This window comes from Dactylosporangium darangshiense (assembly GCF_039537565.1).
Lineage (GTDB): Bacteria > Actinomycetota > Actinomycetes > Mycobacteriales > Micromonosporaceae > Dactylosporangium > Dactylosporangium darangshiense.
In genome coordinates this window covers 118335-131404 of record NZ_BAABAT010000007.1, presented here as the reverse complement: position 1 = coordinate 131404, position 13070 = coordinate 118335, and the positions used below count along the sequence as shown (strand labels likewise).

Genomic DNA, 13070 nt, shown 5'->3' with positions numbered 1-13070 from the left:
TGCGCCCACCGTCTACGCTGGCGCTCCCGTGCGCGGGCACGACGGGGAACGGGGAGGTGCCGCGGTGGAGCTGGGTGTCGATCTCGGTAGCTCCAGCACGGTCGCGTTCCTGCGCCGCCCCGACGGCACGATCGAGCCGGTCCTCTTCGACGGCGCCGCGCTGCTGCCCTCCGCCGTCTTCGCCGGCGACGCCGGCCTCGTCGTCGGCCGCGACGCGGTCCACTCCGCCCGGGCGCGGCCCGAGCGCTTCGAGGGCAACCCCAAGCGGCGCATCGACGACGGCACCGTCTTCCTCGGCACCGAGGTCACGGTCGAGGCGCTGCTCGGCGCGCTGCTGTGGCGGGCCGCCGGCGAGGCCTCCCGCATCGCCGGCGCGCCGGTGACCGCCGCGACCATCTGCCACCCGGCCGCCTGGGGGCCCAACCGCCGGGCCACCCTGCAGCGGGCCGCGGCCACCGCCGGGCTGCAGCGGGTGCGGCTGGTGCCCGAGCCCGTCGCCGCGGCCGCGTTCCACCTGCGCCGCCACCACCCCGGGCCGACGGACCTGCTCGTGTACGACCTGGGCGCCGGCACCTTCGACGTCGCCGTCGTGCGCTTCGCGCCCGGCACCGCCTCCCCGATGACGGTCCTGTGCGCCGCCGGGCTGGACGACACCGGCGGGCAGGACATCGACGCCGCGATCGTCGAGCTGCTGCGCTCCCGGTGCGGCACGCCGGAGGCCTGGGCGCGGCTGGACACCCCCGCCACCGTCGCCGACCGGGCCGCCCGCCGGCAGCTGTGGGACGACGTGCGCGCCGCCAAGGAGATGCTGTCGCGGTCGGACTCCACGACGCTGTACCTGCCGATCATCGAGGCCGACCAGGTGCTCACCCGCGCCGACGTCGAGCGGGTGGCCACGCCGCTGATCGGGCGCACCATCGACGCCGTCGCGACGACCATCGCCTCCAGCCCGGTGCCGCTGCGGCCCTTCCACGGCGTCGTCCTCGTCGGCGGTGCGAGCCGGATGCCGCTCGTGGGCCTGATGCTGCACCAGGCCCTCGGCATCGCGCCGAGCATCGTCGACCAGCCCGAGCTGGTCGTCGCGGCCGGCAGCCTCGAGCCCTTACTGACCCCACCCGCCGGGCCGGCCACGCCGTTCGCGCCGATCGTGCCGGTGGCGCCGGTCCCGCCGCGTCCAGTGGTGATTCCTCCTTCGCCACCGCCACCACCTACGCTGCTTGCGCTGCCTTCGGGGATGGCGCTCACGATGGTGGAGCTGATCGAGATCAACATGCCCGAGCACTCGGGCGTGACGCTGCGCGGCCAGCTGCACGGCAGCCACGGCGTGTTCGAGCACGTCTTCCTGGCCGACCCGGAGGGGAACCTGCTGCTGTTCCCCGACGCGCCGGCCCTGGCCCGCTACGCCGCGGCGGCCGGCGCCGGCGGCGACCCGCTGCTGGCCACACCGCCGTGGCTGGTGCGCAACACCGGCTCCGACGACGTCCGCTACGACCTGGACCTGCTGCTGGAGCACCTCGGCCGGCCGACGGACGCGTGGCTGCCGAGCTTCGTGTGCCGCTGCCGCGACCTGTGCGCGCAGCTGGCCATCTTCCTCGACCTCGACGGCGTCGAAGACCTCGTCGGCGAGCACTCCACGATCGACCAGGCCGACGACGCCCTGCGCCGGCACCTGCTCGACCCGACGGCCCGCGGCGCCCGCCGCCGCCTCGCCCGCCTCAACCTGGCCCAGCTGGTGGAGGACTACGCCGATCTGATCGCCACGATCGACGCGGCGACGCACATGCCGGGCTGAGGGCTCAGCTCAGCGCGGCGGTCACCTTCGGCAGCGCCGTGCGGGTGACGGCCACGAGCCGGTCGCGCAGGTCCTGTCTGTCCTTGTCGCTCCAGCCGGCGGCGTCGCTGCGGGTGAGGGTCAGCCGCAGCGTCCAGACGAGGTTGCTCTCCCGCACGCCCACGACGAGGGTGAGATCGGTGGCGAGCCGCTTCGAGGAGTCCTTCATGGCGAACACGACGGACTCGTCGCCCAGACCGGGCACCGCGGCCGGGGCGTCGTTGACCCGCGCCGTGTCGGCGACGATCTGGCGGTAGTCCACCGGCACGAGGGTGGGGTCGGCCCGCACGGAGACGGAGGCCCCGAAGATCGCGCGGATCGCACCCTTCTGGTGCACGCGGACGGCCTCGCAGCTGGCGGTGCCGAGCTGGCCGTTGACGTTGCGGCTCGGCACCGCCGGCCGCTCGGGCGTCTCGTACAGCGCCGCGAACGGCGTCAGGTCCAGGATCGCGCACAGGTCGTCCGGCGCCTTGGTGAGGTCGTACTTCGCCGGCGCGACGCTCGGGCCCGAAGCGCCGCCGCCGTCGTCCTCGTTCGTGGTGATCGTCATGTACGTGGCGAAGGCGGCGAACGCCACCGCGAGCGACACGACCGCGACGAGAACCGGGAGCAGCCCGCGCCGCCGCCGCGCCGGCACCACCCGAGGCAGCGGCTCGGGGTCCGGCTCCGCGGGGGCCGCCGGCGCCGGCTGCGCGGCCGGCGCCGGGTGCGCCGCCGGCGTCGCGAGGGGCGACGGCGGCTGCGAACGCAGGGCGCCGTTGGCGACGACCAGCTCGGGCTGCTCGGCGACGACCGGCGCGATGCCGAGCGCCTCGTGCAGCAGCGTGGCCACGAGCGGGGTCCGGCTCGAACCGCCGACGAGGAAGACCCCGCCGACCTGGGACGGGTGCACCCGCGCGGTGCGCAGCAGCTCCGCGGTCATCGCCACCGTCGGGCGCAGCACCGGCCGGGCCAGCTCCTCCAGCTGCTCCCGGCCGAGCGGCACCTCACGGCCGAGCGCCGGCACCATGACGACGGTGCCGCTGGCCCGCGACAGCATCTCCTTGGCCGAGCGCACGTCGTCCCACAGCCGCAGCCGGGACGCCGGGTCGGTCCACAGCCGGCCGTACACCGTCTCGAGGTGCGCGACGATCGCGGCGTCGACGTCGAGGCCGCCGATGTTGCCGAGGCCGGCGTCGGCGACGGGCTCCCAGCCGCTCGGTCCGCGGCGCAGCAGCGTGACGTCGCAGGTGCCGGCGCCCAGGTCGTACACGAGCAGGTGCCCGCCGCCGAAGTGGGCCTCGCCGTGCAGGGCGGCGAACGCGACCGCCGCGGCGACCGGCTCGGCGATGAGGTCGACGTCGGCGACCCCGGCCCGGTGCGCGGCGGCGGTGAGCACCGCCCGCCGGCCCGGGCCCCAGTCGACCGGGTGGGTGAGCGTCGCCGCGCGCACCGGCCCGGCGGCCCGGGCGGCCTCGGCGGCGACCCGGCCGAGCACGGCGGCGAGGAGGTCGGTGACGGGCACCTCGGCGTCGCCGAGCAGCACGGCGCGCTCGTCGATGCGCCGCTTCGGGTTGGGTTCGAGGCGCTCGGGCGCGCTGCGGGCCAGGTGCGCGGCGTCGCGGCCGGTGTACAGGCGGCCGTCGGTGCCCAGCAGCACCGCGGAGGGCAGCAGCGGCGAGCCGTCGAAGAGCAGCTGCTCGGCGCGCCCGTCGGCCCGGCGCAGCACCGCCACGGTCGTGGAGGTGCCGAAGTCGATCCCCAGCCGTGACCCAGGACCCGTCATGGACGGCGAGCGTAGCGGACTCCCGCGCGCCGCCCGTCACCCCGCCGGTCGCGCATATCGGGCCCGCCGGCGGGTAGCGGTTCATGAAATCGCCCATTTCTGGAGGACTCGTGACCCAGCGACCGCCGCTGCCGCCGTTCACCCTCGAGACCGCCCTCGACAAGGTCCGCGCGGCCGAGGACGCCTGGAACACCCGCGACCCCGAGCTGGTGGCGCAGGGGTACACCGAGGACTCGCGCTGGCGCAACCGCGACCGGTTCCTCACCGGGCGCGCCGAGATCGTCGAGTTCCTGCGCGGCAAGTGGGCGCGGGAGCTGGACTACGCGCTGCGCAAGGAGCTGTGGGCGTACCAGGGCGAGCGGATCGCGGTGCGGTTCGAGTACGAGTGCCACGACGCCGACGGGCAGTGGTGGCGCAGCTACGGCAACGAGCTGTGGCAGTTCAACGGCGACGGGCTCATGTCGCGCCGCGAGGCGAGCATCAACGACGTGCCCATCGACGTCTCCCAGCGGCGCATCTTCGGCCCCCGCGACCCGGCCACCAACTAGGGTGTCGGCGGCCTCAGCCCTCGACGGTCATCTCGCCGAGCACGGACCAGTCGTCCTGCGGCACGGTGACGTTCACGATCCGCGGGGTTTCCCGGAGGTACTGCGGCAGGCTGCGCTGCGCCTCCTTGAAGTGCTCGGAGGAGACGTGCGCGGCGCCGGCGTCGTCGCGGAACGCCTCGACGAGCACGTACTCGTTCGGGTCGTCCAAGCTGCGCGACCAGTCGAACCACAGGTTCCCCGGCTCGGCGCGCGTCGCCGCGGTGAACGCGGCCGTGATCTCGGGCCACTGCTCGGCGTGCTCGGGCTTCACCCGGAACTTGACGGTGATGAAGATCATTTGGTACCTCCCGTCGACGATGCCTGCCGTCCTACCCCAGCATCGCGGAATCCACCCGCGGACGGCTCCGGAAAAGATATATATCTGCGAACATGCCCCGGAAACAGGGCGTTCCTAGCGTGTTCGCATGGCCGATACCATCGCAGGCTCGCAGGAAGCCACGGCACAGCATCAGGATCTCGTCGAGGCCGCCGGCATGCCGGTCGGCAGCGGCGAGGCCGGGCCCGGATACGATCCGCGGCTCACCAACGAGGACCTCGCGCCGCTTCGCAAGCAGACGTGGGGCGCCTACAACATCTTCGCGTTCTGGATGTCCGACGTGCACAGCGTCGGCGGCTACGTCACCGCCGGCAGCCTCTTCGCCCTCGGGCTGTCCAGCTGGCAGGTGCTGGTCTCGCTCGTCGTCGGCATCGGCATCGTCTACGTGTTCTGCAACCTGGTCGCCAAGCCGAGCCAGGCGACCGGCGTGCCGTACCCGGTCATCAACCGCGTCGCCTTCGGCGTGCTCGGCGCGAACGTGCCGGCGATCATCCGCGGGTCGATCGCCGTCGCGTGGTACGGCATCCAGACCTACCTCGCCTCGGCCGCGCTCGACGTCGTCGTGCTCAAGCTGTGGCCCGGCCTGGCGCCGTACGCCGACGTCGACCGCTGGGGCTTCCTCGGCCTGCCGCTGCTGGGCTGGTGCTCCTACGCGCTGCTGTGGGTGCTGCAGGCGGCGGTGTTCTGGACCGGCATGGAGACCATCCGCAAGTTCATCGACTTCTGCGGCCCGGCCGTCTACGTGGTCATGGTCGTGCTCGCGGGCTACCTCATCTACAAGGCGGGCTGGGGCGGCATCGACCTGAAGCTCGGCGACGTGAAGTACCACGGCTTCGACGCGCTGCCGGTCATGCTCGGCGCGATCGCGCTCGTCGTGTCGTACTTCTCCGGCCCGATGCTGAACTTCGGCGACTTCTCCCGCTACGGCCGCTCGTTCGGCGCCGTGCGGACCGGCAACCTGCTCGGCCTGCCGGTGAACTTCCTCGCCTTCTCGATCCTCGTCGTGGTCACCTCGTCGTTGACGATCCCGATCTTCGGCGAGCTCATCACCGACCCGGTGCAGACGGTCGCCCGCATCGACAGCACGTTTGCGATCGTGCTCGGCGCGCTCACGTTCACCATCGCCACCATCGGCATCAACATCGTCGCGAACTTCATCTCCCCGGCGTTCGACTTCTCCAACGTCAGCCCGCAGCGCATCAGCTGGCGGGCCGGCGGGATGATCGCCGCGGTCGGCTCGGTGCTCATCACCCCCTGGAACCTGTACAACAACCCGGACGTCATCCACTACACCCTCGAGATCCTCGGCGCGGCGATCGGGCCGCTGTTCGGGGTGCTCATCGCCGACTACTACCTGGTGCGCCGGCAGCGGGTCGACGTCGACGCCATGTTCAGCATGTCGCCGGACGGCCCGTACTGGTACCGCCGCGGATACAACCCGCCGGCCCTGATCGCGACCGGCATCGGCGCCGTCGTCGCCGTCGTGCCGGTGCTGTGGACGCACGGGCCGGGCATGCACACCACCGCGCAGTACAGCTGGTTCATCGGCATGGGCGTCGGCCTCGCCGGCTACCTCGCGCTGGCCCGCCGCTTCGGCGCGGCGGCCGCGTGACGACGATGCGCATCCGGCTCGTCAACCCCAACACGACGGCGGCGATGACCGCCAGGATCGAGGCGAACGCCCGGGCCGTGGCCGGCCCGGGCGTCGTCGTCGAGGCGGTCACCTCGTCGATGGGCCCGGCGTCGATCGAGAGCCACTACGACGAGGCGCTCAGCGTGCCCGGCCTGCTCGCCGCCGTCGCGGACGGCGAGGCGCTGCGCGTCGACGGGTACGTCGTGGCCTGCTTCGGCGACCCCGGCCTGGAGGCCGCCCGCGAGCTGGCCCGCGGCCCGGTCGTCGGCATCGCCGAGGCCGCCATGCACGCCGCGATGCTGCTCGGGCGCGGCTTCAGCGTGGTGACGACCCTGGAGCGCACCGCGGGCCGAGCCTGGGACCTGGCGGCGCGCTACAGCGCGGCCGGCGCGTGCCGTGGCGTGCACGCCTGCGACATCCCGGTGCTGGACCTCGACCGCGACCCGGACCTCGCCGACCGGGTCGCCGCCGTGGCCGGGGCGGCGCTTGCGCGCGACGGCTCGGACGTGATCGTCCTGGGCTGCGCCGGCCTGGCCGACCTGGCCGCGGCGCTGTCGGACCGCCTCGGCGTCCCGGTCGTCGACGGCGTCGCCGCGGCGACCCTGTTCGTGCGGGCGCTGGTGACCATGGGCCTGCGCACGTCGACGCGCTGCGAGTTCGCGCCGCCGCCCCCGAAGCCGTACGCGGGCGCGCTGGCCGGCTTCGCCGTTCAGGCCGGCTCGGCGAACAGCCCGGTGTCGCGGGGCAGCAGCGCGATGTAGGACTGCAGCCGGTGGTGGTGCGCCGCGCACGTCGCGACGAGCGCGTCGGCGTCGCGGGCGGCGAACGCGGCCAGCATGGCGGCGTGGTCGCGGTGCAGCAGCTCCCGGTCGGCGTCGCCCAGGTGGGTCATCGGCTGCAGCGGCTCGGTCAGGTTCCATGCGGTCCCGAGCATGTGCAGCAGCCGGCGCATCCGGCACGGGCGGATCAGCGCCAGGTGGAAGCGGCGGCTCTCGCGGTGGTAGGCGCGCCCGTCGCCGGCCCGCACCGCCGCCTCGAGGGCCGCGTGCGCGGCGCCGGCCCGCTCGTCGTCCGCGGCGCCGGCCTGGGCCACCGCGACCCGCAGCGCCGCCGTCTCCAGGGCCTCGCGCACGAGGTAGACCTCGGCGAACTCCTCGGCGGTCAGTTTCGCCACGCGGTACCCCAGGTGCGGCCGGTGATCGACGAGGCCCTCGCCGATGAGCGTCATCAGCGCCTCCCGAACCGGGATCCGCGACACCCCGAACGCGGCGGCGACCGCGTCGACCGGGATCGGCGAGCCCGGGGGCACCTCGCCGTCGAGGATGCAGGAGCGCAGGTCCGAAAGAATTGCGCCGGGCGGCGCGCCGGGCGAGCGCGCCCGCAGCCGCGCCACCAGCACCGACCGTCGCCGGGAACCGGGCATGGGCGCCTCCGGGGAGCCGAACGTCGCCCGAGCGTAGTCCGCCCTGGTTATCGGCACGTTTCCGCACCGCTAGGATTTCGCCGTGTCCACATCCCCCCAGGTCACGCCCGGTGTGGTGCTCGATGCGGTGCTGGAGCGCATCACGTACGTCAGCGAGGAGACCGGCTACACGATCGCCCGCGTCGCGACCGAGCGCGCAGGCCCCGACCTGCTGACCGTCGTCGGCTCGCTGCTGGGCGCCCAGCCGGGGGAGAGCCTGCGGCTGGTCGGGCGGTGGGGCTCGCACCCGAAGTACGGGCGGCAGTTCGAGGTGCACTCGTTCACCACCGTGCTGCCGGCCACGATCCAGGGCATCGAGCGGTACCTCGGCTCCGGCCTCATCAAGGGCATCGGCCCGCGGATGGCGGCCCGCATCGTCGGGCACTTCGGCGTCGAGACGCTGCGCGTCATCGAGGAGGAGCCGGGCCGGCTCGTCGAGGTGCCCGGCCTCGGGCCGAAGCGCACCAACATGATCGGCGCCGCATGGGAGGAGCAGAAGGCCGTCAAGGAGGTGATGGTCTTCCTGCAGGGCGTCGGCGTGTCCACGTCCCTGGCCGTGCGCATCTACAAGCAGTACGGCGACGCCTCGATCTCGGTGGTGCGCAACGAGCCCTACCGCCTCGCCGCCGACGTGTGGGGCATCGGCTTCCGCACCGCCGACACCATCGCCCGGGCCGTCGGCATCCCCGCCGACAGCCCGCAGCGGGTGCAGGCCGGCATCCAGTACACGCTGTCGGAGGCCGCCGACAACGGGCACTGCTACCTGCCGGAGCCCAACCTCGTCGCCGACGCCGCGCAGATCCTGTCGGTGCCGGCCGAGCTGGTCCGCTCCGCCCTGGCCGAGCTGGTCGCCGCCGAGGGCGTCGTGCGCGAGCTCGTGCCGAACCCGAGCGTGGAGGGGGCGAAGATCCCGGCGGTGTACCTCGTGCCCTTCCACCGCGCCGAGACCGCCCTCGCCGCGAGCCTGCTGCGGCTGCTGTCCACCCGCGCCGACCGGATGCCCGCCTTCGCCGGCGTGGACTGGGCGAAGGCCGTGCAGTGGCTGCGCGCCCGGACCGGGGTGGACCTCGCCGAGGAGCAGGAGTCGGCGGTACGCCTGGCGCTCACCGCCAAGGTGGCCGTGCTCACCGGCGGCCCCGGCTGCGGCAAGTCGTTCACCGTCAAGTCGATCATCACGCTCGCGGCGGCGAAGCGGGCGAAGATCGTGCTCGCGGCGCCGACGGGGCGCGCCGCCAAGCGGCTCACCGAGCTGTCCGGGCACCCGGCCACCACCGTGCACCGGCTCCTGCAGCTGCGCCCCGGCGGCGACCCGTCCTACGACCGCGACAACCCGCTCGATGCCGACCTGGTCGTGGTCGACGAGTCCAGCATGCTCGACCTGATCCTGGCCAACAAGCTCGTCAAGGCGATCCCGCCGGGCGCGCACCTGCTCCTCGTCGGCGACGTGGACCAGCTGCCCTCGGTCGGCGCCGGCGAGGTGCTGCGCGACATCCTCGGCGCCGAGAGCATCCCGCGGGTGCGGCTGACCAAGGTGTTCCGCCAGGCCGCCCAGTCCGGCGTCGTCGTCAACGCGCACCGCATCAACGCCGGTCAGGCGCCCGTCTTCGGAGAGCACCCCGACTTCTTCCTGTTCCCCGTCGAGGACCCCGAGGCCACCGCCGGCACGGTCGTCGACATCGTGGCCCGGCGGGTGCCGCGCCGTTTCGGCATCAAACCCCGCGACATCCAGGTGCTCACCCCGATGCACCGCGGCCCGGCCGGCGCCGGCAGCCTCAACGCGCTGCTGCAGGAGGCGATCGCGCCGCACCGCGACGGCGCGCCCGAGCGCCGCCACGGCGCCCGCGTGTTCCGCCCCGGTGACAAGGTCATCCAGATCCGCAACAACTACGACAAGGGCGCCGCCGGGGTCTTCAACGGCACCGTCGGCGTCGTCACGGCCCTGGACCCGACCGACCGGCGGCTGAGCGTGCGCACCGACGAGGACGAGGACATCGAGTACGACTTCGACGAGCTCGACGAGCTGCAGCACGCCTACGCGATCACCGTGCACCGCTCGCAGGGCAGCGAGTACCCGGCGGTCGTCATCCCGGTCACCATGAGCGCGTACACGCTGCTGCAGCGCAACCTGCTCTACACGGCGGTGACCCGGGCCAAGCGGCTCGTCGTGCTCGCGGGCAGCCGCAAGGCCCTCTCGATCGCGGTGCGCACCGCCGGCACCGGGCGGCGCCACACCGCGCTCACCCACCGGCTGGGCGGCCGCTAGGGAGGCGAATTGGGCGCCGCGGGCCCCCGTGAACCCGCGGCGCCCCGCCCCCCACGGCGTCAGTCGGGGTGCTTGGTGGCGCGCGGGACGCCATCGACGGTGATCGGGCCCGGCTCGAGGCTGCGGCAGGCGGTGTCGGCGCGCTGCCAGCGCGGGTCGTCGTCGGCGGGCGGGGCCGGCCGCGGGCGGAAGATGCCGTCGGCGTCCGGGTCGGGCCAGTCGGGCAGGCCGTTGGCGCGGATGCACTCGCCCCACTTGCGCAGCTTCGCCAGCTCGTCGGGGGTCACCGGGCGGCGCGTGTCGGCCGGCAGCGCGCCCGCCCGGCGGAACAGGTCCGTGCACTCCGGCGCCGGCTTCTGCGCCATCTGTTCGGCCGACGGCGGGAACGCCCAGGCGCCGTTGGTCTGGACCGGGTCGGGGTAGTCGGGGAACCCGTTGGCGCGCATGCACCTGGCGGCCTCGGCCAGCGCCTCGCGGTTGCCGCCGGCCGCGGTGGTCGGCGCGCCGCCGGGTGAGCCGCCGTTGCATCCGGCGAGGGCCGGCGCCGAGAAGGCAAGGGCGACCGTCGTGGCCAGCAGGCGGATCCTCATGCCGCATACGGTCCGCGATTCGCGGCGGTGGCGATTCCCCCAAAAGGTGAGCCCCGCCCGCCCCCTTTCGGAGGGGCCTTCAGAGGCCGCGATACCAGGACGTGAGCTCCTTGGCGATGGCCTCCGGCTGGTCCTCGGGCGCGTGGTGGCCGGCGGGGCCGCAGTGGCGCACCTCGAGGGCCGCGATGTTGTCCGCGCACCACCTCGCCATCTCCGGGCCGATGGACAGCGTCGGCGAGGTGTCGAACGTCAGCAGCAGCTTCGGCACGCCGGCGCTGGCGGCCAGCCAGCGGCCGTAGGCCTCGACGCGCTCGGTGACGTCGGCGGGCTCGCCGCCCAGGGGGAGAGAGCGGGCCCACTGCAGGATCGGGCGGCGGCTCTCGCGGGTCGGGTAGGGCGCGAGGTAGGCGCGGAGGTCCTCGTCGCCGAGCGGGTTGAGGACGCCGCCGGTGTAGGCGGACTCGATGAAGTAGTCGCCGTCGAGCACCAGGGCCTCGCCCTTCGGGCCGCGCATGGCCTCGGACCGGGCGCGCGGGCCGTCGGCGAGCTCGCCCCAGGACATCGGGCGCACGATCGTCTCCAGGAAGGCGACGGCGCGGACCCGTCCGGGGTGGCGGGCGGCCCAGTCGAACGCGAGCGCGCCGCCCCAGTCGTGGCCGACCAGCGTGACGTCGTCGAGGCCGAGCCGGTCGAACCACGCGTCCAGGTATCGCGCGTGGTCGCCGAAGCGGTACTCGATGTCCGGCTTGCCGGAGCGCCCCATCCCGATCAGGTCGGGCGCGAGGCGGCGCACGCCGGCGTCGACGGCGGGCAGCACGTTGCGCCACAGCCGCGACGAGCCGGGGTTGCCGTGCAGGAACACCATCGGCGGCCCGTCGCCCTGCTCCTCGTGGTACATCGTCGAGCCCAGGATCTCGGTCGTGGTCATCGTCGCGTCTCCCATCGTTTGTGATCCTAACGTTAGGACGTCAAACGAACCGGGGCAAGGCGGCGTGAGCGGGGACACGCCGGGTGGATACCCTGGTGGCCGGCGGAGGGAGGCACGATGGCCGACGCGGACGACGTGCGCCGGCTGGCGCTCGCGCTGCCGCACGTGGAGGAGATCGACAGCGAGGGCTTCGACTTCCGGGTGGGCAACAAGGGCTTCGTCTGGTCCTACCCGGAGCGCCTGCCGGGCAAGCCGCGCGTCATCCGGACCGACGTCGCCGTGCTCTACGTGGGCGACGAGGCGGAGAAGCAGGCGCTGCTGCTGGGGGAGCCGGAGCGGTTCTTCACCACACCCGCCTACGACGGCCTGCCCCTGGTGATGCTCCGCCTGGAGACCGTGGACGCCGAGCGGCTGTCGGAGCTGGTGGTCGACGCCTGGCGCATGCGGGCCCCGGAGGATCTCGACGCGTAGCGAGCCTGCCCCGGCCGGGCGGACCCGGCCGGGGCAGGGGCGTCAGTGGTGGGTGAAGGGCGCCATGATGTGGGTGAACTGGTACGGGGACTGTTGCACGCCGGAGCAGTCGTCGGAGCCTGCGGTGCCGGGGCAGTTGCCGTTGTCGCGGCCCAGGGCCCAGAACGAGAGTTCGCCGATGTTGTGGTCTTTTGCCCACTGTGTCACGTCGCGGGCGGCGGACGGGGTGAAGATCTCCAGGGGGCCGGGCTCGCCGCCCGAGCCGTAGTCGTCGATGCCGGCCATCTCGGTGATGCCGACCATCGACCACAGGTCGCGGGTGGAGCGGTGCGGGTACAGGCGGTGCAGCGTCTGCACGAGGCCCGCTGCGGCGGTCTTCGTGTCGGCGGCCATGTCGTGCGGCTGGTCGTCGTAATAGTCGAAGGTCATGATGTTGACGACGTCGACGCGGGCGCCGTAGCGGATGGCGCTGTCCAGCACGTTGATCGCGTTCGGCTCCAGGCCGTGCGGGGTCGTCGGCAGGGTGTAAACGATCTGCAGGGGGCGGTGCTCCCGGTCGGCCCAGCGCTGTACCAGATGAATGGCCTGGTTGCGGCGGTCCACCGCCGCGGTGTTGTCCAGGGACAGGTCCTCGATGTCCATGTCCAGGCGGGTCACGCCGTAGGTGGTGATCACCTTCTGGTAGGCGGCGGCGATCCGGGACACGTCCGCGCAGCTGTCGGCGATCTCGGTGGCGGTGCTGTCGGCGCTGTACCCGCCGAACGACGGGACCACGTCGCCGCCCGTGGCGCGGATCCGGGCGATGTCGGCGCCGAACGTGGACCTGGACACCGGCTTGGCCGGGTCGCCGTTCCACAGGATCTCGCACGAGCCGGTGGTTTCCGTCTGCAGGAACGCCATCGTGAGGTAGCGGGCGCCCGATGCGCGGCTGACCGCCGCGGGGCTCGCGTCGGTGTAGGACTGGAAGTACGGGGCGAACACGTGGTCGGGCAGCGTGCGGCGGGTTTCCCCGGCGCTGGCCGCGGTGGCGGGGGCCAGGGCGGCGAGCAGGGCAGCGGCGCCGGCCACGGCCCTGGTGAGGGTGCGGGATCTGGGCATGGACCACCTTCTCGGTACCGAACAATTAACAGGAAAGCTGACTGACAGTTTGGCCGATTGTCAAGGGGTGGCGGCTTTCGCTGGAACGTATTGACAGACTCCTCC

12 protein-coding genes are annotated in these 13070 nt (G+C 73.4%); 6 read left to right on the top strand and 6 right to left on the bottom strand.

From position 1 onward, the window contains the following. Positions 1-64: 64 nt before the first annotated feature. Positions 65-1792, top strand: a complete 1728-nt coding sequence (locus ABD901_RS16190) for an Hsp70 family protein (protein ID WP_345127537.1) — start codon at positions 65-67, stop codon at positions 1790-1792. A gap of 4 nt (positions 1793-1796) precedes the next feature. Here the strand turns inward: ABD901_RS16190 and ABD901_RS16185 are convergent, their stop codons facing one another. Continuing rightward, on the bottom strand, positions 1797-3596 hold the full coding sequence (locus ABD901_RS16185; protein WP_345127535.1) for an Hsp70 family protein: 1800 nt from the start codon (positions 3594-3596) through the stop codon (positions 1797-1799). Positions 3597-3706: 110 nt separating this feature from the next. Here ABD901_RS16185 and ABD901_RS16180 point away from each other — a divergent pair, with 110 nt between their 5' ends. Further along, the gene (locus tag ABD901_RS16180; RefSeq protein ID WP_345127531.1) at positions 3707-4144 is read left to right on the top strand and encodes a nuclear transport factor 2 family protein; all 438 of its coding nucleotides are present in this window, start codon (positions 3707-3709) and stop codon (positions 4142-4144) included. Positions 4145-4157: 13 nt separating this feature from the next. Here the strand turns inward: ABD901_RS16180 and ABD901_RS16175 are convergent, their stop codons facing one another. Then, positions 4158-4481 (bottom strand): putative quinol monooxygenase, encoded by a 324-nt coding sequence (locus ABD901_RS16175; RefSeq protein ID WP_345127529.1) that lies wholly within the window; start codon positions 4479-4481, stop codon positions 4158-4160. Between the two features lie 127 nt (positions 4482-4608). Here ABD901_RS16175 and ABD901_RS16170 point away from each other — a divergent pair, with 127 nt between their 5' ends. After that, complete coding sequence (locus ABD901_RS16170; RefSeq protein ID WP_345127527.1) at positions 4609-6132, top strand: NCS1 family nucleobase:cation symporter-1; 1524 nt, start codon at positions 4609-4611, stop codon at positions 6130-6132. Positions 6133-6137: 5 nt separating this feature from the next. After that, positions 6138-6914, top strand: a complete 777-nt coding sequence (locus tag ABD901_RS16165) for an aspartate/glutamate racemase family protein (protein WP_345127834.1) — start codon at positions 6138-6140, stop codon at positions 6912-6914. Here the strand turns inward: ABD901_RS16165 and ABD901_RS16160 are convergent. Next, positions 6863-7633, bottom strand: a complete 771-nt coding sequence (locus ABD901_RS16160) for a GntR family transcriptional regulator (protein WP_345127525.1) — start codon at positions 7631-7633, stop codon at positions 6863-6865. The genes ABD901_RS16165 and ABD901_RS16160 overlap by 52 nt on opposite strands. Positions 7634-7658: 25 nt before the next feature. On the opposite strand from ABD901_RS16160, the gene recD2 reads away from it, so the two are divergent. Then, positions 7659-9878 carry an SF1B family DNA helicase RecD2 gene (recD2, locus tag ABD901_RS16155; RefSeq protein ID WP_345127523.1) on the top strand — a complete coding sequence of 740 codons (2220 nt, stop codon included), beginning with the start codon at positions 7659-7661 and terminating at the stop codon, positions 9876-9878. Positions 9879-9937: 59 nt separating this feature from the next. Here recD2 and ABD901_RS16150 read toward each other — a convergent pair whose 3' ends face one another. After that, entirely contained in the window at positions 9938-10468 is a 531-nt protein-coding gene (locus tag ABD901_RS16150; RefSeq protein ID WP_345127520.1) for a hypothetical protein, read from the bottom strand. Between the two features lie 79 nt (positions 10469-10547). Next, on the bottom strand, positions 10548-11411 hold the full coding sequence (locus ABD901_RS16145) for a haloalkane dehalogenase (RefSeq protein WP_345127517.1): 864 nt from the start codon (positions 11409-11411) through the stop codon (positions 10548-10550). Between the two features lie 102 nt (positions 11412-11513). On the opposite strand from ABD901_RS16145, the gene ABD901_RS16140 reads away from it, so the two are divergent. Then, a complete protein-coding gene (locus ABD901_RS16140) occupies positions 11514-11867 on the top strand; it encodes an MmcQ/YjbR family DNA-binding protein (protein WP_345127514.1) in 354 nt (117 codons plus the stop codon). A 42-nt stretch (positions 11868-11909) separates the two neighbouring features. Here the strand turns inward: ABD901_RS16140 and ABD901_RS16135 are convergent, their stop codons facing one another. Continuing rightward, on the bottom strand, positions 11910-12965 hold the full coding sequence (locus tag ABD901_RS16135) for a chitinase (RefSeq protein ID WP_345127512.1): 1056 nt from the start codon (positions 12963-12965) through the stop codon (positions 11910-11912). Positions 12966-13070: the final 105 nt, after the last annotated feature.

Coding starts and splice junctions, on each gene's coding strand:
- ABD901_RS16185 (WP_345127535.1), bottom strand. CDS start 3,596: ATGACGGGTCCTGGGTCACGGCTGGGGATCGACTTCGGCACCTCCACG.
- ABD901_RS16175 (WP_345127529.1), bottom strand. CDS start 4,481: ATGATCTTCATCACCGTCAAGTTCCGGGTGAAGCCCGAGCACGCCGAG.
- ABD901_RS16170 (WP_345127527.1), top strand. CDS start 4,609: ATGGCCGATACCATCGCAGGCTCGCAGGAAGCCACGGCACAGCATCAG.
- ABD901_RS16165 (WP_345127834.1), top strand. CDS start 6,138: ATGCGCATCCGGCTCGTCAACCCCAACACGACGGCGGCGATGACCGCC.
- ABD901_RS16150 (WP_345127520.1), bottom strand. CDS start 10,468: ATGAGGATCCGCCTGCTGGCCACGACGGTCGCCCTTGCCTTCTCGGCG.
- ABD901_RS16145 (WP_345127517.1), bottom strand. CDS start 11,411: ATGGGAGACGCGACGATGACCACGACCGAGATCCTGGGCTCGACGATG.
- ABD901_RS16140 (WP_345127514.1), top strand. CDS start 11,514: ATGGCCGACGCGGACGACGTGCGCCGGCTGGCGCTCGCGCTGCCGCAC.
- ABD901_RS16135 (WP_345127512.1), bottom strand. CDS start 12,965: ATGCCCAGATCCCGCACCCTCACCAGGGCCGTGGCCGGCGCCGCTGCC.